Origin of the sequence: Exiguobacterium sp. s46, from assembly GCF_018618875.1 — a bacterium.
GTDB lineage: Bacteria > Bacillota > Bacilli > Exiguobacteriales > Exiguobacteriaceae > Exiguobacterium_A > Exiguobacterium_A abrahamii.
In genome coordinates, this window is sequence record NZ_JACSMY010000002.1 from 143,245 (window position 1) to 165,709 (window position 22,465).

Here is a 22,465-nt window from a genome sequence, read left to right on the forward strand (position 1 = left end):
AACGATTATTCTCGTGCAAACGGGAGTAGTCGTTTTTTTCTCTGAAAAAGCGCGACGTTTTACTGTATGGTTTTGACGTGATAAGATAAAAGAACTAGCTATGGAAAGGAGGTGAGAATCTTTTGGGAAGGCGTTACTTCGAATCGGTCAGGTCGCGGAGACCACCGGCTTATCAAAACGAACGATCGATTACTACACATCACTCGGTCTGTTAATACCAGAGCGTACCGCGTCTGGCTACCGTCTGTATGACGAATCGGTCATTCATCAAATCGAAAAGATTGAATATTTGAAGTCTCAACGGCTTTCCCTGCAAGAGATTCTTGCTTCTTTTACGGAACGGGAACAAAAAACAGGGGAGACGATTTATCAGGAAGTGAAACAACTTCAGGCGACGGTTGAAGGACTCGAGCAGCGTTTGTTGTATTCGACGGACGTCGAAAAACAAGCGATTCGCTTAGAACTGTCCCGGCGTCTAACATTGATTGCTTCCTTGATTGCACAGCTTTAATACAAAACAATGGAGGTGACCCCTGTTTAGGGGATTTTGGATACTATATTATTCATCAATTTATTTTTAGTGGTCTTGTTGATTGCGTTGACGGCGTTTTTCGTCGGATCGGAATTTGCTGTCGTTAAGGTTCGGATGTCGCGTTTGGATCAAATGATTCAAGAAGGGAACAAAAGTGCCGTCCTTGCGAAAAAAATCGCAGGCGATCTCGATTACTACTTGTCTGCCTGTCAGCTTGGTATCACGGTCACGGCACTTGGTCTTGGGGCACTTGGTGAACCAACCGTTGAAAAGATCTTGCATCCTGTTTTCGACGACTTCGGAATCTCTGCTGCTGTTTCGACACTCTTGTCGTTTGGTATCGCATTCGTATCCGTAACGTTCTTACACGTCGTCATCGGTGAACTCGCTCCGAAGACGCTTGCGATTCAGTATGCAGAACGCATGACATTGTTGTTTGCCCGTCCACTTTATGTGTTCGGTAAAATCATGTATCCATTCATTTGGTTACTCAACGGTTCAGCGCGCTTATTCCTCGGTCTGTTCGGTGTCAAACCAGCAGGGCACGAACAAGCCCACTCGGAAGATGAATTGAAAATCATCATGGCGCAAAGTTTCCAAAGTGGTGAAATCAACCAAACGGAACTTGCCCTCATGCAAAACGTCTTTGCGTTTGATGAGCACATCGTCAAAGATTTGATGGTGCCGCGGATGCGGATGGAGACGATCTCGGAACGTTTGACGAAAGATGAACTGATGGAAATCTTCATGGATAATCCGTACACGCGTTACCCGGTCACAGAAGAAAACGATAAAGACCGGATTCTCGGATACGTCAACGTCAAGGAAGTCTTGACGGATTATGCGAACGGGAATGAGCATCCGGTGACGCATTATATCAAGGATTTACCGGTTGTTTCGGAAGTGACGTCGCTTCAAGAGACACTTCGCAAGATGAAACGGACCCGGACCCATCTCGTTCTCGTCGTCGACGAATACGGTGGAACGGCAGGTCTCGTCTCGATGGAAGACTTACTCGAAGAAATCGTCGGTGAAATCCGTGATGAATTCGACGCAGATGAAGTCGAAGAAATCGAACAGGTCAAATCGGACGAGTTCCTACTCGACGGTACAGTCTTGCTCGCTGACTTGGAAGAACGTTTCAACATTCGCTTTACGAATGTCGAAGATGTCGATACGATCGGTGGCTGGATTCAGATGCATAACATCGATCTTCAGCCAGGTGAGCATATCGACACACCAGACTTCTCCGTCGAAGTGATGGAAATGGAAAACTATCAAATCAACCGCGTCAAGATTTGGTTGCATCCAGCTGAACAAGCAGAAGCATAAGATGGTCGGTTCCTCATGGAGGAACCGGCTTTTTTTTCATCGCATCAGTCAAAAAATCAAGAATGGACGGATTGTGCGAACTTTCGGCAGGCATGATAGGAGAATGCAGAGAGGAGCGGGAATGTAATCTACAGCTACTTTATTGTTAAATCGCGTCCTATGAAACGAGGAGGTATTCCGTGCTCGAGCAGATTCCATTCTTACTGAGTCGTTTAGGTATGTTAGCACTGTTAGCCTTTTTATTGTCCCAGTGGCGCATTTCCCGATACATATTCAAGATGGACCGCGGAATGAATCTTCCACTGCTCTTCGCATTCGTGTCATCCGGTATTTTAATGAACTACGCAGGAATTGAACTTTCGCAAGATACGACGATTGATCCGTTACTCGGATTAGCCGTCGAAAAGGATGCCCTATTGCTCGATACCCGACTCGCTGTCATCGTGACGAGCGGATTGATTGGTGGACCAGTGATCGGCGGCATCACGGGATGTTTGGTTGGTCTACACCGCTACGTACTCGGTTCGTTAGGGGCAGAAGCAGGTTGGATCATCGCCATGCTTGCTGGACTTGCGAGCGGCTGGTATCGAAAACGCTGGCGTTTGCATGATAGTTATGCGCTCGTTCCACCAATCGGGATCGTATTGACGGCATTATTGTTCGAAAGTGGGATTACGTTATTACTTGCCCCCGATACAGCAGAAGCACTGGATTTGATGAGTCGTGCCGCTTTTCCGTTACTGTTCGCAAATATATGTGGGGTCGTACTGTTCATCATGATTTTACGGACACAACTTCGACTCGAAGGCGATCTCTTCGTCCGCCAGACCGAGCGTTCCGATCGTCTACTGCAAGCATTACAACCCTTACGAAAGCAGGGATTGACTTCGGAAGTCGCACGGCAGATTGGAGCGACGTTATTGAAGGAGACAAAGATGCAACGGATCGTCGTGCTCGGGGCGACAGAGGTCGTCATCGATATGACGGACCAGCAACCAGCAGTCTGTGGCGAGCAACCGAGACGTGAGGAACAACGATGGATCGAAGCAGAAGAACCCGTCCGACAGGAAGACGAGCAGACGGGACAAATTCTAAGTTTTCATCCGATGCGCATTAACGGTCAAAAAGCAGGTGTCATCTGTTACTTTTCGAAAGACTTATTTGACGACACCGTCGAGCGAATGACGGAACAACTCGTCCGTTTATTAGCACGAGAGCTGCATATGCATCGAGAAGATCAGTTGCTCCGGTTAAGCGGAAGAAAGATGAAACCGATGTTACACGTCAGCTATCTAAAAGGGATCATCGAGGAAATCCAGCGGACAGCTGATCCGGGAACTCCTGTGAAACATCAATTGAATGCGCTGCTTCAACTGTTGACGGCAGCGACGCGTCATGATGAACATCCACTACGCGAGGAACTGGCGACCCTGAAGGCCTATTTATCACTAGAAGGAACACGGCGTCGCCCGAATCAACTGACCTCCACTGATATCACGGTTGATCTTGATATCGAGACCGCTGTTGAAGAATACTTCGTCTTTCCATTCCTTGTGACGCAGCTTGTCGATAATGCACTGCGTCATGCGTTCGTAAAGGCAGGACGCCATCACCGGATTGATGTCCGCGCCTTCAAGGCGACGACGGATTGGGTCATCGAAGTCACGGATAATGGACAGGGGATGCCGCTTGCCGTGATGCAACAACTGAATCAACAGGAGGCGGGGGATTCGAATCTGTTCCTGATTCGACGCGCATTAGACGTGACATACGGTCCGACTGCAACATTACACGTCCACTCGATCATCCATCAAGGGACTCGGATCGAAGTGCGATTACCACTTCCGTCTCTGTAACAACAATGGTCTTTTGCCATTGTTGTTTTTTTGTCTCGTTCCGAGGGTAAATACGAAAACAGGAAAACGTATCGTACAGGAGGAAGCAAATGATGATTACGACAACAGAAGTAGGGCAACTAGGAGATCAGTCCTTGTTACGATTCACGTTACAGAATGTGCATGGGCATAGTATCGATATCTTGAACCGAGGCGCAAAAATTCTTGCCATCCGGGTTCCGGATCAGCATGGAATGATCGAAAATGTCGTACTCGCGTTTGACGACCTATCAGAATACCAAGATGATCCGCATCACTTAGGCGCCACGATCGGACGCGTCGGAGGACGAATTGCGAATGGTGCGTTTGCGCTAGAAGGAATGACGTATGTACTCGAACAAAATGAAGGTGAACATCACCTCCATGGAGGAAGCGAAAATTGGGCGAACCGAATGTTCACGCACGAAATCAACGACGACAAACTTGTTCTACGTTTAGATAGTCCGAGTGGGGAGAACGGCTATCCGGGGCACTTGTCGTTCACGCTGACGTTCGAATGGACGGACGAGAACGTCCTGCATATCCATTATGAAGCGGAGACGACAGCTTCGACACCATTCAGTCCGACGAATCATACGTACTTTAACTTGACGGGTGAGGCGAAGACGACGATTGAACAGCATCTGTTACGAATGGATGCACCTTTTTATGTTCCGTTGACGAAAGATGCGGTACCGACCGGTGATATTCTCCCGGTGACAGACACCGTCTTTGATTTTCTCGATACCCGTCCCCTGCATGAAGTGACACATGCATCAGACGAACAACTGCGCCAAGCAGGTAGTGGGGTTGATCATCCCTTCCTGCTTAGAGAGGGTGGGGAAATCGTTCTCGATGAACCAATCAGCGGGCGGCGATTGCGCGTCGTGACGGATCAACCGGGAGTCGTCGTCTACACTGCTAATCATTTGTCGGGCGAGTTTACGATTTGTGGAAGACGAGCAACCCCATACCTCGGAATCTGTTTTGAGACACAAGGGTTGCCGGATGCGATCAACCAACCGAATTTTCCTTCCGTCGTCTTGCATGCCGATGAGCACTATCATAAGCGTACATCGTTTCATTTTCAGATGATGTCATGACGTTTCTTGCGATTTCCACTTCTGTATATGGTAGGATAAAGCGAGAAGAATCTAACGGAGGCTAAGGAAAATGACTAAAATAGCATGGGTGACCGATAGTATGGCCTATTTCACGAAGGAAGAGGCAGAAGCGATCGGCGTCAATGTCGTACCGATTCAAATCTTACTCGGTGATACGGCGTATCAAGAGAATGCGATCACGGTCGAACGACTGTTCCGTGCCCTAGATGCGGACAAAAAGCTGATTGCCAAAACATCACAACCAATCTTTGGAGAGTTCGTCGGAACATACGAACGCTTGAAAGAAGAAGGTTATGACTGTGCGATTGCAGTGCACTGTACGAATGGATTATCGAGTACCGTCCAAAGTTCAGCATCAGCAGCAGAAGCAGCCAGCTTCCCGGTTCACATCATCGACTCTCATACGGCGTTTGAGAACCAACAGGAATTCATTCGTTACGGGATGGAGCTCGCGGCACAGGGGAAATCCGTCGAGGAAATCGTCGCTGCCTTACAAGCGTTGACGAAAAAGACCCACTTCTATATGATCGTCGGTAATATGGAGACGATGCGTCGGGGTGGACGTGTCTCATCAGGAGATCTGTTCCTGGCGAACCTACTCAGCATCAAGCCGATCATCACGACGGATGAAGCAGGAAAAATCGTACCATTTAAAAAAGCACGTTCTTTAAAGAAAGCTTACATCGAAATGGTTAAACAAATCGACGAATCGATGCGTCAGCACACGTTCTACAAGAACCGGATTTATGTCGCGACGACGATGGCACCGGAAATGGCAACGGAACTGCGGCAACAAGTCGCAGCGAAGTTCCCGGATTTGACGATTCTCGAAGGCACGTTCGGACCAGCAATCGGGACGCATGCCGGAGCAGAGACGGTTGGTCTATTCTGGATGAATGATTAAATTAAGACGGATACGACAAGAGGCGACGGATTTTTCCGTCGCCTCTTGTTTTGTTCAAGCTGTAAGTGTGATTCCAAGGAAAGCTGCAAGAATTCCGAAACCGTAGCTCGATATGAGATAGAGAGTAAGTACTTTACGATTTCCGTCCTGAAATAACTGTAATGTCTCGATTTTGAACGTCGAGAACGTCGTGAACGATCCAAGGAAACCGGTACCTAAGAGTAACGTCCAGGTCGTATCGAGATGCGCACCGATGACAAGACCAAGCAAAAACGAACCGAGTACATTAATCAGGAACGTCGCCAGAGGAAATTCGCGTTTCCAAAACGTCTTCATCCATTGACTGACGGCAAACCGACTGATAGCACCACAAAAAGCACCGATGGCAAGGGCGAGTAATTCCATTCACTCACGTCCTTTCGTCACGTGCCGCAGTCGTCGTGTCCCAAGCGCGTAACCAAGATAAGACAGGAACAGACCGCCGAATAGGCTGACGAGCATATAGAGAAACGCGTCCGCTAAATGATGTTCGTTGAGTAAGGTCACGGTCTCGACGCTAAATGTCGAAAACGTCGTAAATGAGCCGATGAAACCCGTGCCGATGGCTGTGATCGCATATTGATGTAAGAGTTTCGTTCGAAATAAAAAATGTGTCGCGTAGCCAAGGAGAAAGCTCCCGATCAAGTTGATGACAAGCGTCGGCCACGGGAACGGACCAGTCGTCAAGTCGCCAATCAGCAGTCCGAGTCCATACCGTGCGGAGGCACCGAGAACACCTGCGAGACCTACGAGTACATACAGCATAGAAATCCTCTTTTCTGAAAAAGTCTACGTTAACCGTACTCCCGCTTTCAAGAAAGCGTCAAGAAAAAAAGTCACGCGAGGGACTTAAAGAATGAATTCTTTCTGCCGATGAACAACTGTATGACTTTAATAAGGTGAAGGAGTTTGAACAAGATGGTATCTGCCCTCGAGCAACAAAGTACAAAGATTTTGTCCCGCCTGATTGCAACGTTAATTACGATTGCGCATCCATTGATTTTCTTATTTGCGCAAATGAATTACGTCCCAATCAGTGTGTTTTATCAGTTTTTAGTCGGTGGTTTGATCTTGACGGTCGCGTTGCTGGTGGGCAACCGCCTACTTGGACATCGTCCGAGCGGGAAGTACGTCCAAGTGACGTTAACGTATTTCGTCCTCGCTCTCGTTTTGATGACCTTGCCGTCTCCGAGCATTTGGACGATCGCCTATCTCTACTTGACGATTTCAATCGTCTATTTGATTCCACGTTTGGTCATTCTCGCCGGAATCCTTGGACTCGTTGAGATGGCAGTATTCACAATGCTAGGAAAGATTGTCTTTACGAATACATTCGATTTGATCGTCGCCTATGTCATCTATTTGATGATTTTCTCAGCGGCTGTTTTTGTCGCCGTCTTTGGACGAAACGTCATGTTAGCCGTCCGCCAAGAACAAGAACGGTCGGAAGCCTACGCGGCAACGTCGCAAATTGCCCTCGAGCAGACGGCAGCAACCGCAACGGAAGTAACGACGTTCACGGAAGAGATGAGTGAAACAGTCGATGCGGCGAAGGATTCCTTCAGTCAGGTTGATCTAGCGATGCAACAGCTAGCACATGATGCAGCAGGAAGCGTTCAAGCGATTCGTGAAATTCGTCAATTGAATGATCAGCAAGTCAACCGGATGGAGGATGTGACCGTTTCGGTCGATCACGCACTCGAGCGCAGTTCGTCCTCGCGAACGACAGCCGAAAAGAGCAGACAGACGATTGGTCTTGCCGGACAATCCTTACAACAATTGACGACGAGCATGGATGATTCGGTCACGTCGTTCGGACAACTTGCTGGACGGTTCCAGGAAATCGTCGCCATCACGTCGAGCATCAATGCGATTGCGGCGCAAACGAACCTGCTTAGTCTTAACGCATCGATCGAAGCGGCTCGTGCGGGCGAGTTCGGAAAAGGCTTTACGGTCGTTGCGCAAGAAATTCGTAATCTATCAGCACAGACGGCAGAAGCGTCGAAGGAAATCAATGCGATCATCGAACGTGTTGATCAGGACGTTACGCAAACGGGGAACTCCATTCATGCCAGTACGACATTGCTACGTGAGCAGGAAGAACGAATGGCCGAGAGTCAGTTAGCGCTACAGACGATTGAGATGGATGCAACGGAAGTCGTCGGTTCGATCCAGTCGGCGCAGACCCAGTTCGCGACGATGACGAGTAGTCTTACTGCTATCACGACAGCAACCGGTCAACTCGACACGTTCATGAATGCCTTGCTTTCACAAAGTGAGTCATTGTCCGGTTTGACGCGTCATCAAGTTGGTCAGGTCATGGAACTGCAGCAGGCGATTCATGCCTTGAATGAGACGGCATCAACCCTTCAACAAACGAATGCTTAACGAAACAGCTCCTCACCGTTGGATGGGGAGCTGTCGTGTATCTTCAGACTGTTTGTCGTTGTTACGGACGGGGAAGAAGATAGGGAACGATTATCGAAGGAGGAGTCAACGGATGAAGGCAGCTTACATCGAACAGTATGGTGGATCGGAACAATTTAAGGTCGGAGAACTGGACAAGCCAGTCATTGGACCAGATGATGTTTTAATCGAAGTCTATGCCGCGAGTGTGAACCCGGTCGATTGGAAACTACGCGAAGGCTATTTGCGTCAGATGTTGAGCTATGAGATGCCGCTCGTCATCGGTTGGGACGTTGCCGGTGTGATTCAGGAAGTCGGAGAAAACGTCTCGGATCTTCAAGTCGGGGACGCCGTTTTCAGTCGCCCGGAAATTGCTCGTCAAGGAACATATGCAGAGTATGTCGCAGTCGATGCGCACCTCGTCGTCAAAAAACCAGAATCGCTTAGTTTTGCTGAAGCAGCGTCTCTTCCACTCGTTTCGCATACAGCATGGCAAGTCATGTTCGAAGTGATGGATGCGAAGCCGGGTGACCGGATCTTTATTGGTGCCGGATCAGGGGGCGTCGGAACGGTTGCGATTCAACTCGCAAAAGCAAACGGTTTGCACGTTATCACGTCAACAAGTACGAAAAACGTCGACTGGGTAAAAGCGCTTGGAGCCGACGAAGTCATCGACTACAAACAGGAAAATCCGGCCGATCGTGTTCGGGATATCGATTTTGTATTCGATACGATGGGTGGCGACAAGCAAGGGGAGCTGTATCAGATGCTGAAGCCGAACGGAATGCTCGTCTCAATTTCTACACCACCGGATGAAGAACAAGCGAAGCAACATAATGCACGTTCTGCGTATGTCTTCATGCAACCGACGGGTGAACGTTTGCGACATATCGCTAAAGCTGTCGAGCGAGGCGAATTACAGCCCGTCGTCGACCGAATCTTTGATCTGGATCAAATTAAGGAAGCACATGATTATGGCGAAGAAGGGCACGCAAAAGGAAAAATCGTCATCCGGGTCAAAGGAGAATAAGGAGAGGAGGACGCTGAAATTAGCGTTCTCTTTTATTTTTGTCAATCTTTTTATCGGACCTTAAACAAAAAATAACCTGGTTAAAAAAGTGTAAAGGATAAGGGGTTGCTTCTTTCTATACTAGGGCTATCAGACGTGAGTCAGCCAAATTAAAAGGAGGAAGTAACATGAAAAAAGGATTGAAGTGGGCAGGAATCATCGTGATCGGCGCAGTCATTTTAGGAAACCTAGGAGATGACGAAGAACAAGCAGCCCCGGAGAAAAAAGTAGAAGTCGAACAAGAAGCAGTCAAATCAGAAGCAAAACCAGTGAAAGCAAAAGCAGCCGCGAAGCCGGTCAAGAAAACGTACGGGGTGAATGATCAGGTAAAGGTTGGGAAACTGACGTACGTCGTCAACGACGTCAAGATGGTCGATTCGTTGTCGAACGTCCTCGGCGAAAAGAAAACATCAGGACAATTCTTAGTCATCGGTCTGACGATTTTAAACGGAGATAAGGAAGAGCGATTCGTCGACAGCAACATGTTTAAAGTCAATGTCGGTGATACGGAATACTCAGCCGATACGGAACTCGATCTTTATGCAAATGAAGACGGGATGGGCTTCTTCTTAGAGACGATCAACCCGAATATCGAGAAAACCGGCAACATCGTCTTCGAATTACCGAAACAGGTGAAAAATCCGAAGCTTGAAGTCTCATCTGGCTTTGGCTGGGCAGGTGGACAATCAAAAGAGATTCAATTGACACGTTAATTAGCGAGCATAGAAGGAGCTGACTCCCAAAAAGTCAGTCTCTACAAAGATAAGGGTGGCAGAATGATGATCTGCCACCCTTATCTCGTAAAAAAGAATGACGCGTCACACGCCACTCCTACAGGAAAAAGCGCATTATGCGCTGTCAGAGACAAACAAGACCTGCTTTCCTGCTTGAATGAAGCCGGAAAACTGGCTTGTGTCTCGCCTGAGAAAAGGGCGTGGAAAGACAAGTCATTCTTTTTTTGAGTCAGCCCCTTATTGTTACCGTCCTGATTGTTGGATCGAGAGTTCAGGCGTTAATCGATCGAGTAAAGCGAGCGTCTCCGGATGAGAGGCAAGCGTCTGGTCGAGGGCGCTTCGTTCGGTCTCTAAACAAGCCAAATAACGTTGAACCGCTTCAGCGTGCGTTGCGGGTGTCAGGACGTCGTAGATTGCTTCAAGAGCAAGGCGTGGATGGTCTGGCAATGTCGTCGGAATCGTCTTTAATCCGAGTTGTGCTCGTTCAGGAGCATGATGATGGAGTAATACTTTTGCGAACTTGATCAAGGCGCTACGGAGCATCTCGACTGCCCATAAGTCATTTCCCCGTGCTGCTGCTTTTTTATATTGGAACAAGAACCAGACTGCATCGATCGCTTCATCGGTCGCTTCTTGAGCAGAAAGCGCTAAGTCGCAAGTATCGGTAAAGTCCGTCAACTGTTCTTGTGGATCATACAAGACACGCAATTGATCCTTATGGTTCAGCGAGTCAAGCGTCACCGTAAACAAATCGATATGTAGCAGATCATCATAGACGACGATCATCTGCGGCGCGATGATGTCGATCTCATCTTTCCAGATGATCGAACGATAAGCAGAAAGGTGGGACAAGCGACGTGATAAGAATTTTGATTGACGTTCTTCCGATACGAGACAGTATAGATCGATGTCTGAATGAACATCTTCTTCTCCCCGTCCAAAAGATCCTTTCAAGAAGATGGCTTCGACTGCGGGATCTTGTTTGAGTCGAGCAACCAGTTGCTCGATCGCATGAAGTTGATGCATGAGGACTCATTCCTTTCTAAAAACAGAAGTCTATTACGTCAGTATACGGGAAAATAGACAGTTTATTCCATAAAAAATGAGAAATCACATCGAAGTGGATTTCTCATTGGGAAGCAGAAGCGAGTTTTTTTTATGTTCGAGATGAAGGACGTGTTGTTCCCCCCATGCATTGATCGCGTCAAGGACTGGAATGAGCGTCCGACCATAATCCGTCAGCGAGTACTCGACGCGGGGTGGGACTTCTTGATAAATCTCGCGATGGACGATATCGTTCAGTTCGAGCTCACGCAGTTGAGCCGTCAGCATCTTTTGCGTAATGTTCGGCAATTGTCGTTTCAATTCACTGAAGCGGAGCGTTCCGTGTGTGATCAAGACGAGTAAAATCGACGGCTTCCATTTTCCGGTCAAGATTTCGAGCGCTGTCTCGACCCGACAGCTTGGTGTCTCTTCCATCTGTCTTCCTCCTTCATGGTATCGTTTAGGATACTATACCACTTATTCGTGCCTACTTCCGCTTCGATCGCTTCCGCGTAATAATAGGGATACGAGCTATTTCATTGAAGGAGGAAACAAGATGTCCATTCATCCACAAATCACACTCGGTCCTGTTCGCTTGCGTATCACGGACCTCGACCGTTCGATTTCATTTTATACAACGTCACTCGGATTACGCGTGCTAACGCAAACGGATCAGTTGACGGTGCTCGGCGCACAAGATACACCACTCGTTGAACTTGAAGTTCATCCGAATGCCCGCCGTTTTCCACCGAACTCGGTGGCCGGATTATATCATTTTGCGATTTTGCTACCGAACCGAAAAGAACTTGGTTTCGTCATCCGGAATTTAATTGCACAAGGGATCGAGATTGGTCAAGGCGACCATCTTGTCAGTGAAGCCTTTTATCTATCGGATCCAGACGGGAACGGGATCGAGATTTATGCCGATCGTCCACGTGAGACATGGACGTATGAAGCTAATGGTGATGTCAAGATGACGACGGATCCCGTCGATTGGCAAAGTATGCTCGTCGAAGCTGGAGAAGAAGATTGGTATGGCATGCCGAGCGAGACGGTCATGGGACATGTCCATTTCCACGTCAAGACACTCGAAGCAGCACGGTCATTTTATGTCGAGACGCTCGGCTTTGAAGTTGCCGCTGACGCTTCGCGGATGCGTGCATTGTTCGTTGCTGCCGGTGGCTATCACCATCACATCGGTCTGAACGTCTGGTCTGGTGTCAACGCACCGACGAATCCGGAAGATGCGGTCGGACTCGTCTACTGGACACTACGTTATCCGGATCAAGCGACGCTCCAAGCAGCGATCGAGGCGTTGAAGTCTTCCGCTTATACCGTTACCGATCAAGCAGGCGATTTCTATGTCACCGATGATGCCGGAATTACCGCTCGATTGACAACGTAACCGAAAAAAATCCCCTTACAGTGAAAACACTGTAAGGGGATTTTTGGTTTACCGTGAAGACGACGTTGCGTTACCGTCGTACCGACTGATCAGTTCATACGGTCTGACTTTATATAAGGCATGCGGGAAGTAATGGGGATCCATCGCATCAAGCGTCCGCAACTGGAAGTGTTCCCGTTTGATATACTCACTCAGCGAGTCACGTGTCAGTGGGAAGAAGCCGACATCCGTCGTTTCGCCTTCTTGTGTCGCGAGTTCACCACCAACGGCTTTCCCACGGAAGCAGACACACAGGACGTGACTTGAGACATTTTGATAGATACCGGTGATGCCATCGATTGTGACATCAACACCGGTTTCTTCTTTGACTTCCCGTTTAATGGCGTCAAGAATCGACTCGTGATTTTCGACTTGTCCACCCGGCATCTCATACGTATCACCCCGGTGGAGGTTGCGGACGAGCAGGACTTCACCGGCATCGTTCGTGATGTACGCGGTCACGCTGACGATCGCGCGAGGGGGAGCATACGTACCGGTCGCTGTCATGAAATCTTCATAGGATTTGATATAGAGGTTTTTGCCGAGACGCGCGCGCTTCTTCATCGCTTCGCGACGTAAAGCACTGTTGCGGACATCACGATCGACTTGTTCGTAATGTTCACGGTCGCGATATTCCCAAATGGCGATGACTTCATCTTCTGCCTCGGTCACCCAGCGACCAACAAGACGGGCACCATGGCTGACTTGGAGCGGGTACAAATAGGTATGGAAAAACTCAGTGAATTCTTCTAGGCGTTCGGGACGAATCGTATAGGTCTTCCGGCGATGTAACATGGAAATTCCTCCTATCAGATGAGCGTTCAGATGTACGTTGTACCCCTTCTCGAACGGACGGATGAAACCCTTTTTCTCGATGTGGGAAAAGGATTTTTTATTGAACGGTTGCGTATACATGTCTTACGGTCTACGTGACTTTAAATCATCGATGATGATCTCTTTTGATCGGAAAAGTATAACTAAAGAAGAACTTAAGAAATGGATAGGGCTCAACTTCAGAAAAATCGGGGATACTGAAAGTAGAGAGAAACAGAAAGAAGGGATACGTGATGGATATCATGGCACTCGTCCGCCTGGCTGGCGGAATCATGTTCACCCCATTGTCGGACGATGTCTTGATGATGAGTTTTGCAGCACTTCGATTACGAGAGGGGATGTACCCGGTCGTCATCTGGTTGACCGCATGGCCGGTCTTCTTCATCGCCTTTACGTGGTTTTATCTACTTGCTCGGTTCTTCCGTGAGATTCCGCTCATCAAACGCTGGATGAAATCACGTTTCTTAGAACGAGCAGAAACGATCATTGAACGACGGGGATTATGGGCAATCGGACTATCGTTCTTCTTACCCGGCGTCAGACACCCGATTCATTATGTCGCCGGACTCCTCGGTTATCCGTTACCACGCTATTTAGTAATGACATTCTTAGCAGCAGGCGTGTATACAGGACTCTGGACCTTTTTGATCGTCCGGATCGGAGAAGCCGTGACGTGGTCGGAATTGTGGAACTGGCTCCAAGTAAATCCAGGAATCGTCGGCTCTGTCGTGATCATCGTGATCGGGATTGCAGTCATCGGTATCGTGCATCATCGTCGTCAAAAGGATTCCGTCGAGGAAAGTTCTTCAATATAAAAACATCACACGAGCAAGCGAATCCAGATCAGGGTTCGCTTTTTTTTAGATGAAGTTTGGTTTTATGAATAAGAATAGTTTTTTGAAATAAGAAGTAATCTACAAGAAAAGTGAAATCATTGTCAAAAAAAGACGTTTTTCACTTCTTAAAAGCTACCTGATTTACACACTGTATTGGCAATTTATCGTCACAAGCAAGTGGCTGAAATTGGATTGTAAACGCTTATACTAAGAGGTGTTCACAGAGTGGACATATTTATTGCCAGAGGAGGATACATATGAATCTCATGCAGACGGAAGAGACGGTCAAAAAAGCACCGACTTCTTCTGCTTACCGGACGATTTGGCGGTGGCACTTTTATGCTGGTATCATTTTTGCACCGTTCCTAGTCATGCTTGCTGTGACAGGATCCATTTATCTTTTTAAGCCACAAATCGAAAACGTCCTGTATCAATCGTATTATGAAGTTACACCACAAGCAGATCGCATCACTGCGACGGAACAGATTGATCGCGTCAAAGCGAAGTATCCCGATGCACTTGTCACGTCGTACCGACCGGGTGAATCCGACGATCGATCCAGTGAAGTGAAGGTCTCGTCACCAGACATGTCGGCGACGGTCTTCGTCAATCCGTATTCTGGTAAGATCATCGGAACATTATCTGACGATGACCGGATCATGAATAAAATCGAAGAGATCCACGGGGAACTGATGGCGGGAACGACTGGCGATCGGATCGTTGAACTCGTCGCCTGTTGGGCAATCGTCTTGATCGTGACGGGACTGTTCCTATGGTTCCCGCGTAAGCAAAAGGGACTGTCAGGTGTCTTGTTCCCACGTCTTCGTCAAGGCAAGAAGTTATTCCGTCGTGATCTCCACGCTGTTCCAGCATTCTGGATGACAGCAGGGATGCTGTTCCTGATCTTGACTGGCTTACCGTGGTCCGGTTTCTGGGGAACGAACTTCCAGTCCCTTGTCACGAACCAAGGGCTTGGTTATCCACCGTCCATCTGGGGTGGGGAGGCACCGACGTCAACACTTCAAACGAAGGATATCGCGGAAGTCCCGTGGGCTGCCGAAACACTTGATGTCCCGCAATCAAAAGTCGAAGGTGCTGTTCCAGCTTCGATCGATGACATCGTTGCAATCGGCAAACAACAAGGGATGGATCCAAGCTTTAAGATCAGTATTCCAAGTGACCCGAGCGGTGTCTATACGCTGTCTGCATATCCAGCGAAAGCACAGAATGAAGCGACGATCCATCTCGATCAATATTCCGGTGCCGTGCTCGCTGATTATCGTTATGACAACTATGGTGTCGTCGGAAAGATCGTCGCGACCGGGATCACACTCCACAAGGGAACGGAATTCGGCTGGTTCAATCAGTTAATTAGTCTGTTGATTTGTCTCGGAATCATTCTCGTGGCAGTCAGTGGTTTCTATCTCTGGGTGAAGCGAAAACCAAGTAAAGGGATGGGGGCGCCGAAAGGACCGAAAGCATTCATGTTGAAAGGATTCCTCGCTGTGCTTGTCGTGCTGGGAATCGTCTTCCCGCTCGTCGGTCTATCGTTGCTCGTCGTCTGGCTGGTCGATTTCCTCGTCATCCGTCGTATTCCGAGTGTAAGGAGGTTCTTCAATGCGTAAATCGATACAAACACTCATGCTCGGCGGACTGCTCGTCACGACGACGAGTCTTGCTGGCTGTGCGGTCGATTCCGATGCAGCAGAACAGTATGCCGTAGCTAAGCCGTTATCGATCAAAATGAATATCCCAAAGGACTTACAACCGGATGCCAAGAAAAAGCAGACGTTTGAAGCAACAGTCTGGCGTGAAGCCAAACCGGTTCAAAAAGTCGATTATGTACATTTCGAAATCTGGAAAGCGGATGGAACAGTACGCTATAGTATGGAACCGGCAGAGGAGACAAAGCCAGGTGTCTATACGATTGCGAAGGCACTACCGAAATCCGGCTTGTATTATGTCAAAGCGCATGCAAGCAGTGAAGGTGCGATGATCATGCCAACACGGCAGTTCATCGTCGGTGAGTTATCGAAAGAAGATTTAAAAATCTTAAAAGGTGGAGCAAAACCAGCTGGCGGAAGTAGCGGTCACCATCATTGAAGAATAATGAAATACAAAATGAGAGGGCGGAATACTATTCTGTCCTCTCATTTTTCGTATAGACGATTAATCGTCATCACCATGATCTCCGTGATCATCCCCGTCATCGTCTCCATGATCGTCTGAATCATCATCTTGATCATCATCTTCTGAGTCATCCGAAGAATCATCGTCATCCGAGTGCTCATCTTCTGATTCGAGTTCCTGTCCATTATAGAACTTGATCTGGACGTGTAACGTTTTGATGTTTGGTAATTGAAGCGCCTGTGCGACTAACGTTAATAATTCTTCTTCCGTCATCGATGGTGTGACGAGAAGACGATCTTTTAACGTCGCAACGTCAGTAATACCGATCTCGTCTTTAAAGCGCAATTCTTTCCGTTGATGTTCATTACTGTAACGCCACTCGAACTTTTTCTTATTCGTATTCGTCACTTTGATCATGATCCGTTTGAGTTCTTGGTCATTCTGAACTCCGTCTTGATCCGTATCTTCCTGATCATCTCGAGTCCCGTCATGATCGCTGTCTGCTTTGGTTGGATCAGAACCAAGTTCGAATTCGTCTTCATTCAGAAGCGTATCTTGATCGCGGTCCTCTTCGTTATCTTTGATGCCGTCACGATCTGAATCATTTTTCAGTGGCTGCGTACCCACGATGAATTCTTCTCGTGTCGTCAATCGATCCTGATCTTGATCTTCTTTATCATCAGAAATACCATCTTGATCGGAATCCTTCTTCAATGGATTTAGATGCGCTGTGTATTCTTGTTGATTCGTAAGTAAGTCGCGGTCCGAATCCTCTTTCCCATCCTTGATTCCGTCGCGGTCCGAATCCGATTTAGTGGGGTTGAGACGAAGTTGATACTCTTGTACATTCATCAAACCGTCGCGATCGTGATCTTTTGTTGCGACTTGTTTTCCATATCCCAAATGATATTGTTTTTGCCAAGCATCTGGAATTCCATTTTTGTCTCGATCGACTTGCACGACAGGTTTCTTCTTCGCTTTACTTTTTGCTTCGACAGGTCCAACTGCTTGCGAGACGACGAGCGAAGCAAGTACTGCGCCAATGACAATCCGTTTCATAAGTCCACTCCTGTTCTATAAAAGATAAAAGATGAGGTTATAAGAAGATTCTAATGAAATGATTAGAAAATAAGTTGGCTGTTTCGCGAAATGAGTAAATAAAAACTAAAAAATAATGAAAGTGCTGCATAAGTTTATTTCGTCAGAAAAAATATTTTAAATAAAAAATGTAAAAAGATAAAACCATTCGTGAACTCCTTACGTTATCTATGTGAAGTCCAAAAAATTAAAGGGGTGTTCATAAGATGAAGATGAAAAAGTCGTATCTCGCTGTTCCGCTTAGTGCCGCATTGTTGATTCCAGCAGCAGGTGTTAGTGCACATGGTCATGAGGACCATAGTAAGATGTCTCACAGTTCAGGAAAAGTCTCCCTCGATGTCTCATCTCCAGCATCGGATTTACGAGCGACACTCGATCAAATTCTATCTGAACACGCGTATCTCGCAGTCGTTGCGATGCAAAAAGGAATTGATGGTAAAGAAGATTTTGAGCAGGCAGCCGGTGCCTTGAATCAAAACACGGATGATTTATCGGCAGCTGTTGGTTCCGTCTACGGGGAAGAAGCAGGCGCTGCCTTCAAAGAAATCTGGGCGAGCCATATCGGTTACTTCGTCGATTACGTCAAAGCAACTGGTGCCAAGGACGAAGATGCGAAGCAAAAAGCATTGAAAGAGCTTGATGAGTATCGTGTCGAACAGGCTGCATTCCTTGATAAGGCAACGGAAGGACGTCTGAAGGCAGCGGATCTCGAAGCAGGACTAAAAGTCCATATCACGCAACTGTTAACATCGTTTGATAGCTACGTTGCTGGTGATTATGATGCTGCCTACAGTAATCTACGTAAAGCAATCGAGCATATGTATATGGTGGGAGAAGGGTTATCTGGTGCGATCGTCGATCAGTACCCAGATAAATTCAAAAATACGAAAGTTGATACACCAGCAGCTGATCTTCGTGCCGGACTGAACCGAAACTTCTCTGAACACGCGGCGCTTGCAGTGCTCGCGATGCAAAAAGGAATTGACGGAGCAAAAGACTTTGACGCTGCGGCTGGTGCCTTGAATCAAAATACGGATGACCTGACAGCTTCGATTGGCTCTGTTTATGGTAGTGAAGCAGCGCAACAATTCAAGAAGATTTGGTCGAGCCACATCGGCTACTTCGTTGACTATGTCAAAGCAACAGGTGCGAAAGATGATCAAGCACGCGACATGGCTGTGAAGGAACTCGATGAGTACCGTGTCGAACAGGCAGCATTCCTTGATGCAGCAACAGAAGGACGTTTAAAAGCGAAAGATTTGGAAGAAGGATTGAAGGTTCACATTGACCAACTCTTACTTGCCTTCAATAGCTACAATGAAAAAGATTACGACAAAACGTACCCAGCAATTCGCGAAGCGTACGCGCATATGTACGGCGTAGGGGAAGGAACTGCGACAGCAATCGTCGATCAGTTCCCAGATAAATTCAAAGGTGCGCCTGGAATGCCAAACACAGGTCTCGGTGGTATGCAAGAAGAAGCATCGACGACAGGTATCGTCTGGTCATTGCTTGGTATCGCAGCAGCATCGATCCTTGGATTCTTCGCACTCCGTCGTCGCCCGCAACAATAAAGGACGACCCGCTGGCAACAGCGGGTTTTCTTTTACACATCAAGCAGAAAGGAGGTAAACGACATGCGCATCATCCGATTTGTACTCCTATTCCTCGTTTGTCTGTTGCCCATATCGGTCGAAGCACATACGAGTTTAAAAAGCTCGAATCCGGCAGAGGGATCGGCATTATCTGAACCCGTCGATCGAATCCGCTTGACGTTCAGTGAGGCTGTTGAAAAAACAAGCACCTTACGTGTAGTAGACGCGAATGGCGTCGAACAGTCTCTCGCAAAACCGCTCATCATCGGAAATGAACTGAGTGCTGTCGTCTCAGAGCCTTTAACGGAAGGAAAATATACGATCAAGTGGGCATCGATTTCAGATGATGGTCATCCCGTTAAAGGAACGATTCGTTTTACGGTACTAGGTGAGGAAAAAGCTGAAACAAGCACCGTAGAAAAGGCTGAGCCGATGGAAACAAAAGCAGCAGTCGTTCCTGAAGCGGAGCCAGTTTCAAAAGGACTCGTTCCGACACTGCTCCCATGGATCGTCGGGGGACTGTTAATCAGTATCGTCATCCTTCTCTTGTTACGTCGTCGCACGACATGAGTGCGTTTCTAGGAGAACTACTCGTCTACATGGGTGGAGCGCTTTGGATGGGCTATTTGGTATTATGCTTCATCCCAAGGAAACGGAAACCGCCATTAATGGACGGTACGTCGTGGGCGGTAGCGGGACTCGGGATGCTCGTTCTTGGAACGAGCATCCCGGTCTTTGGTGCCGTTCGTTTTCTACTTTCGACGCAAACGATGACAGAAGCTCTACGAACGGGGTTACTGGAGTTGCATATCGGTCGGATGTTTCTTGTCGTTTACTTCTCTGCTTTACTCCTGTTGATTATATTCGCATGGCAAAAGCAACGGTCCATCCTGCTCGCACTCTTGACGATCCCATTATGGATTGGTATCGCAGGAACGAGTCATGCGGCGGCCAAATACGGTGCGCTCGGGTGGACGCTTCAATTTAGTCACTTTTTATGTGTGACAGCTTGGATCGGTGTCGTGTTTTGGATAGCCATCGGTGCCTGCTCGACCGCTCATTGGTCTGCCTTTTTAAGTTGGTTCAGTCCGTTTGCCCGGATCGCCTTTACGGGTGTCATCCTGTCGGGTCTGTTACTGATGCAACTGGCGATTCCACTTGAACGTTATACGAATCTCTGGGGTGTGCCATACGGTCAAGCGTTGTTGCTGAAGCACCTCTTGCTGTTGCCACTTTTATTCTACGCCTTCTGTAATGGAACGCTCGTCCGGCGCCGGTTGCGTTTCGACTCAACGTACGATCCGCGTCCACTACTCCGGATGGAAAGTATCATTTTAGTATTGCTGTTCATGGCGAGCGCTTCACTCAGTCGTCTGGAACAACCGACGCTAGGGCAACTACCGGTCAGTGGTCCAGCAGGGGACGGATGGGTCTTGATGATTGGCATCGCCACGCTACCATTGCTTTTACTCGGATATCGTCGGCATGCAGTGGGTGTCTTGCTGAGTTTATTCAGCGTCAGTTTGATCTATCTTGGGCTGCTGGCGACAGGGTGAGTACAAAAAAACAAGGTAGCGGATCGTTCCGCTACCTTGTTTGACGTGGTCTTATTTCGTTGAAACAGCACAATTCGTCGCTTTCGCAAGAATCTTCGAATAGGCACGTGCTCCCTTGATATTCAAATGGACACCATCTGCTTCGAAGTAAGATGGATGTTTGATGGCAACGGCATGCCAGTCGATCAGTTCGACACGCTTCCGCTTCGATGCCTCCCGTAACATCTGATTGACTTCTGTTTCCCACGGACGCGGGACGCGTGCAGTGACCAGATAGACATGATCGGCATTTGCGAATTGATCGAGCAAACTATTCAATTGATCCTTACGGAAGCTACCGTTCGTTCCGAGGTGAATAATGACTTGGCGTCCGTGCTGATTGTACGCCGCATACTGCTCACTCAGCGGAATCGCTTCTCGCAGCTGACGACCGAGTTTCGCATCAATCGTCAATTGCTTGAGTGTACTGCCGAGGTAATCTTCGACACCGAGTAAGACCGAGTCGCCGATCGCAAGCGTCGGGCGACAGATTTTTCGTTGATCGGGCTTTGCTTTCGGTGTCGTCGGTTTGAGGATCGGTTTCGGTTTTTCTTTTGGCGCCGCTATCTTCTCGAAAGCAGGTTCTGGCTTCGGCGTATCGGAGACAGCAAGAATCGATAAGTTACCGATGAAGCTGACGATAAGAATCGTCAACACGGCAACACTCGTCCACTGCATCGTTGAAAACTGACGTAACTGCCGCGGATGTAACGATAGACGTTTTAAGTAACCGGACAGTCCATCCTGACGAATCGGACGTTCGATGAAGCGATACGATACTTCGGTCAAGGCGACAAGCACGACGACGATCAGCACGGTCCGGAGCAACGAGAACGTTCCGATCTGCTCGACCGGTGTCATCAGCGTGATGACGGGAAAATGCCAGAGATATAAACCGTACGATCGTTTGCCAATCGCAACGAGTGCTGGATGTGCAAACCACCGACTCCAGATCGACGCCGGGTGGGCGATCGTAGCAATCAATAACGCAGCAAGAAGCGAGACGAGGAAAAAGCCACCCCGGTATAAGAAGCTTCCGAACTCACTTGTGACGATCATCAGCATTAGCAAGAGTGGTAAGGTAACGGCACCTGTTTGATTCAGTAACCGGACACCACGTTTTGGGATATCGAGCTTAAAGCGGGTCGGCTGCCACGCGAAAGCGAGCAGACTGCCGATCAACAAGGCGAATAATCGAGTATCCGTGCCGTAGTAGACACGACTTGGATCTTCACCGGGTGTGAACTGAATCGCCATCGCGAGCACGGATGCGCCGATCGCAACGCCGATCAATTGCAAAAATAAGCGGCGATTTTTCATTCCGAACCAGAGTAAGATCGGGAATAACAGATAGAACTGCTCCTCGATTGCGAGCGACCAAAGGTTTTGGATTGGTGACGGTTTACCGAACGACTCGAAATACGAGACGTCATGGAAGATATACCACCAGTTCGTCCCGTAAATGAGCGCAAAGGCACTATCTTGGCGAACTGTGTGCAACAGCTCGCGTTCAAAGACGGTCACGTACCCGAGAACGAGTAACAGCATGACGAATAGGGCTGGGAATAGGCGACGGAAGCGATGAATCCAAAACCGTTTTAAGTCGAGGCGTCCGGTCGTTTGCCACTCGCGTAACAAGAGTCCGGTAATCAGGTAACCAGATAGGACGAAAAAGAGATCAACACCGAGGAAACCACCGGAGAAGAATGAAACCGACAGATGGTAGAGAATGACAGATAGAACAGCAAAGGCACGTAAGCCATCAAGCCCTGGCATATATGTAATCGAACGAGACGAGGATTTCATAAAACACGAACAACTCCTTTAAAACGACAACTAATTTCTAACAGTCTTTAGTGTATCGAATTCCAATTT

The 22,465-nt window shown here is 48.1% G+C and carries 22 protein-coding genes; 15 read left to right on the forward strand and 7 right to left on the reverse strand.

All coding sequences use genetic code 11. The features are described 5' to 3' along the window. Positions 1-142 precede the first annotated feature (142 nt). From KNQ08_RS16990 to KNQ08_RS12335, 5 genes are all read left to right on the forward strand, one after another. On the forward strand, positions 143-511 hold the full coding sequence (locus KNQ08_RS16990) for a MerR family transcriptional regulator (RefSeq protein WP_214806095.1): 369 nt from the start codon (positions 143-145) through the stop codon (positions 509-511). A gap of 36 nt (positions 512-547) precedes the next feature. Then, on the forward strand, positions 548-1,864 hold the full coding sequence (locus tag KNQ08_RS12320) for a hemolysin family protein (RefSeq protein ID WP_023466825.1): 1,317 nt from the start codon (positions 548-550) through the stop codon (positions 1,862-1,864). A 179-nt stretch (positions 1,865-2,043) separates the two neighbouring features. Further along, positions 2,044-3,720, forward strand: a complete 1,677-nt coding sequence (locus KNQ08_RS12325) for a LytS/YhcK type 5TM receptor domain-containing protein (RefSeq protein WP_214805915.1) — start codon at positions 2,044-2,046, stop codon at positions 3,718-3,720. An 89-nt stretch (positions 3,721-3,809) separates the two neighbouring features. After that, entirely contained in the window at positions 3,810-4,841 is a 1,032-nt protein-coding gene (locus tag KNQ08_RS12330; RefSeq protein WP_251133708.1) for an aldose epimerase family protein, read from the forward strand. 70 nt (positions 4,842-4,911) lie between these two features. Then, positions 4,912-5,766 carry a DegV family protein gene (locus KNQ08_RS12335; RefSeq protein WP_029343233.1) on the forward strand — a complete coding sequence of 285 codons (855 nt, stop codon included), beginning with the start codon at positions 4,912-4,914 and terminating at the stop codon, positions 5,764-5,766. Positions 5,767-5,820: 54 nt separating this feature from the next. Here KNQ08_RS12335 and crcB (KNQ08_RS12340) read toward each other — a convergent pair whose 3' ends face one another. Both crcB (KNQ08_RS12340) and crcB (KNQ08_RS12345) read right to left on the reverse strand, forming a co-directional pair. Further along, the gene (gene crcB / locus KNQ08_RS12340) at positions 5,821-6,171 is read right to left on the reverse strand and encodes a fluoride efflux transporter CrcB (protein WP_029343234.1); all 351 of its coding nucleotides are present in this window, start codon (positions 6,169-6,171) and stop codon (positions 5,821-5,823) included. Beyond that, entirely contained in the window at positions 6,172-6,570 is a 399-nt protein-coding gene (gene crcB / locus KNQ08_RS12345; protein ID WP_214805918.1) for a fluoride efflux transporter CrcB, read from the reverse strand. 153 nt (positions 6,571-6,723) lie between these two features. Between crcB (KNQ08_RS12345) and KNQ08_RS12350 the strand changes: the two genes are divergently transcribed. The 3 genes from KNQ08_RS12350 to KNQ08_RS12360 all read left to right on the forward strand — a co-directional run bounded on the left by KNQ08_RS12350 (position 6,724) and on the right by KNQ08_RS12360 (position 9,993). Further along, positions 6,724-8,193, forward strand: a complete 1,470-nt coding sequence (locus KNQ08_RS12350; RefSeq protein ID WP_214805921.1) for a methyl-accepting chemotaxis protein — start codon at positions 6,724-6,726, stop codon at positions 8,191-8,193. A gap of 112 nt (positions 8,194-8,305) precedes the next feature. Next, entirely contained in the window at positions 8,306-9,241 is a 936-nt protein-coding gene (locus tag KNQ08_RS12355) for an NADP-dependent oxidoreductase (protein WP_050678893.1), read from the forward strand. A gap of 167 nt (positions 9,242-9,408) precedes the next feature. Beyond that, entirely contained in the window at positions 9,409-9,993 is a 585-nt protein-coding gene (locus KNQ08_RS12360) for a DUF4352 domain-containing protein (protein WP_214805924.1), read from the forward strand. Between the two features lie 264 nt (positions 9,994-10,257). Here KNQ08_RS12360 and KNQ08_RS12365 read toward each other — a convergent pair whose 3' ends face one another. After that, a complete protein-coding gene (locus KNQ08_RS12365; RefSeq protein ID WP_214805927.1) occupies positions 10,258-11,040 on the reverse strand; it encodes a nucleotidyltransferase domain-containing protein in 783 nt (260 codons plus the stop codon). An 84-nt stretch (positions 11,041-11,124) separates the two neighbouring features. Continuing rightward, the gene (locus tag KNQ08_RS12370; RefSeq protein WP_214805930.1) at positions 11,125-11,493 is read right to left on the reverse strand and encodes a winged helix-turn-helix transcriptional regulator; all 369 of its coding nucleotides are present in this window, start codon (positions 11,491-11,493) and stop codon (positions 11,125-11,127) included. A 121-nt stretch (positions 11,494-11,614) separates the two neighbouring features. Between KNQ08_RS12370 and KNQ08_RS12375 the strand changes: the two genes are divergently transcribed. Then, positions 11,615-12,463 (forward strand): VOC family protein, encoded by an 849-nt coding sequence (locus KNQ08_RS12375; RefSeq protein ID WP_214805933.1) that lies wholly within the window; start codon positions 11,615-11,617, stop codon positions 12,461-12,463. A 48-nt stretch (positions 12,464-12,511) separates the two neighbouring features. Here KNQ08_RS12375 and KNQ08_RS12380 read toward each other — a convergent pair whose 3' ends face one another. Next, complete coding sequence (locus tag KNQ08_RS12380; RefSeq protein ID WP_023466838.1) at positions 12,512-13,297, reverse strand: NUDIX domain-containing protein; 786 nt, start codon at positions 13,295-13,297, stop codon at positions 12,512-12,514. Between the two features lie 272 nt (positions 13,298-13,569). Between KNQ08_RS12380 and KNQ08_RS12385 the strand changes: the two genes are divergently transcribed. The 3 genes from KNQ08_RS12385 (at position 13,570) to KNQ08_RS12395 (ending at position 16,275) form a co-directional block, all read left to right on the forward strand. Then, positions 13,570-14,151: a DedA family protein gene (locus KNQ08_RS12385; RefSeq protein WP_214805936.1), complete on the forward strand. Its 582-nt coding sequence runs from the start codon at positions 13,570-13,572 to the stop codon at positions 14,149-14,151. 278 nt (positions 14,152-14,429) lie between these two features. Beyond that, the gene (locus KNQ08_RS12390) at positions 14,430-15,797 is read left to right on the forward strand and encodes a PepSY-associated TM helix domain-containing protein (RefSeq protein WP_214805939.1); all 1,368 of its coding nucleotides are present in this window, start codon (positions 14,430-14,432) and stop codon (positions 15,795-15,797) included. Then, positions 15,790-16,275, forward strand: coding sequence for a FixH family protein (locus tag KNQ08_RS12395; protein WP_214805942.1), 486 nt, complete (start codon positions 15,790-15,792; stop codon positions 16,273-16,275). Before KNQ08_RS12390 ends, KNQ08_RS12395 begins: the two co-directional genes overlap by 8 nt. A gap of 66 nt (positions 16,276-16,341) precedes the next feature. Here the strand turns inward: KNQ08_RS12395 and KNQ08_RS12400 are convergent, their stop codons facing one another. Further along, entirely contained in the window at positions 16,342-17,361 is a 1,020-nt protein-coding gene (locus KNQ08_RS12400; protein WP_214805945.1) for an MSCRAMM family adhesin SdrC, read from the reverse strand. A 245-nt stretch (positions 17,362-17,606) separates the two neighbouring features. On the opposite strand from KNQ08_RS12400, the gene KNQ08_RS12405 reads away from it, so the two are divergent. The 3 genes from KNQ08_RS12405 (at position 17,607) to KNQ08_RS12415 (ending at position 20,551) form a co-directional block, all read left to right on the forward strand. Continuing rightward, positions 17,607-18,974 (forward strand): hypothetical protein, encoded by a 1,368-nt coding sequence (locus KNQ08_RS12405; RefSeq protein ID WP_050676874.1) that lies wholly within the window; start codon positions 17,607-17,609, stop codon positions 18,972-18,974. 63 nt (positions 18,975-19,037) lie between these two features. After that, positions 19,038-19,565 (forward strand): copper resistance CopC family protein, encoded by a 528-nt coding sequence (locus tag KNQ08_RS12410; protein ID WP_214724911.1) that lies wholly within the window; start codon positions 19,038-19,040, stop codon positions 19,563-19,565. Beyond that, on the forward strand, positions 19,499-20,551 hold the full coding sequence (locus tag KNQ08_RS12415) for a copper resistance D family protein (protein ID WP_214805948.1): 1,053 nt from the start codon (positions 19,499-19,501) through the stop codon (positions 20,549-20,551). The genes KNQ08_RS12410 and KNQ08_RS12415 overlap by 67 nt, the downstream gene beginning before the upstream one ends. A 51-nt stretch (positions 20,552-20,602) precedes the next feature. Here the strand turns inward: KNQ08_RS12415 and KNQ08_RS12420 are convergent, their stop codons facing one another. Further along, a complete protein-coding gene (locus KNQ08_RS12420; protein ID WP_214805950.1) occupies positions 20,603-22,396 on the reverse strand; it encodes an acyltransferase family protein in 1,794 nt (597 codons plus the stop codon). Between the last annotated feature and the right edge of the window lie 69 nt (positions 22,397-22,465).

Bases quoted from the DNA above. Each gene is read 5' to 3' on its own strand.
- KNQ08_RS12330 (WP_251133708.1), top strand. From the start codon at position 3,810: ATGATGATTACGACAACAGAAGTAGGGCAACTAGGAGATCAGTCCTTG.
- KNQ08_RS12335 (WP_029343233.1), top strand. From the start codon at position 4,912: ATGACTAAAATAGCATGGGTGACCGATAGTATGGCCTATTTCACGAAG.
- crcB (WP_029343234.1), bottom strand. From the start codon at position 6,171: ATGGAATTACTCGCCCTTGCCATCGGTGCTTTTTGTGGTGCTATCAGT.
- crcB (WP_214805918.1), bottom strand. From the start codon at position 6,570: ATGCTGTATGTACTCGTAGGTCTCGCAGGTGTTCTCGGTGCCTCCGCA.
- KNQ08_RS12350 (WP_214805921.1), top strand. From the start codon at position 6,724: ATGGTATCTGCCCTCGAGCAACAAAGTACAAAGATTTTGTCCCGCCTG.
- KNQ08_RS12355 (WP_050678893.1), top strand. From the start codon at position 8,306: ATGAAGGCAGCTTACATCGAACAGTATGGTGGATCGGAACAATTTAAG.
- KNQ08_RS12360 (WP_214805924.1), top strand. From the start codon at position 9,409: ATGAAAAAAGGATTGAAGTGGGCAGGAATCATCGTGATCGGCGCAGTC.
- KNQ08_RS12365 (WP_214805927.1), bottom strand. From the start codon at position 11,040: ATGCATCAACTTCATGCGATCGAGCAACTGGTTGCTCGACTCAAACAA.
- KNQ08_RS12370 (WP_214805930.1), bottom strand. From the start codon at position 11,493: ATGGAAGAGACACCAAGCTGTCGGGTCGAGACAGCGCTCGAAATCTTG.
- KNQ08_RS12375 (WP_214805933.1), top strand. From the start codon at position 11,615: ATGTCCATTCATCCACAAATCACACTCGGTCCTGTTCGCTTGCGTATC.
- KNQ08_RS12380 (WP_023466838.1), bottom strand. From the start codon at position 13,297: ATGTTACATCGCCGGAAGACCTATACGATTCGTCCCGAACGCCTAGAA.
- KNQ08_RS12385 (WP_214805936.1), top strand. From the start codon at position 13,570: ATGGATATCATGGCACTCGTCCGCCTGGCTGGCGGAATCATGTTCACC.
- KNQ08_RS12390 (WP_214805939.1), top strand. From the start codon at position 14,430: ATGAATCTCATGCAGACGGAAGAGACGGTCAAAAAAGCACCGACTTCT.
- KNQ08_RS12395 (WP_214805942.1), top strand. From the start codon at position 15,790: ATGCGTAAATCGATACAAACACTCATGCTCGGCGGACTGCTCGTCACG.
- KNQ08_RS12400 (WP_214805945.1), bottom strand. From the start codon at position 17,361: ATGAAACGGATTGTCATTGGCGCAGTACTTGCTTCGCTCGTCGTCTCG.
- KNQ08_RS12405 (WP_050676874.1), top strand. From the start codon at position 17,607: ATGAAGATGAAAAAGTCGTATCTCGCTGTTCCGCTTAGTGCCGCATTG.
- KNQ08_RS12410 (WP_214724911.1), top strand. From the start codon at position 19,038: ATGCGCATCATCCGATTTGTACTCCTATTCCTCGTTTGTCTGTTGCCC.
- KNQ08_RS12415 (WP_214805948.1), top strand. From the start codon at position 19,499: ATGGATCGTCGGGGGACTGTTAATCAGTATCGTCATCCTTCTCTTGTT.
- KNQ08_RS12420 (WP_214805950.1), bottom strand. From the start codon at position 22,396: ATGAAATCCTCGTCTCGTTCGATTACATATATGCCAGGGCTTGATGGC.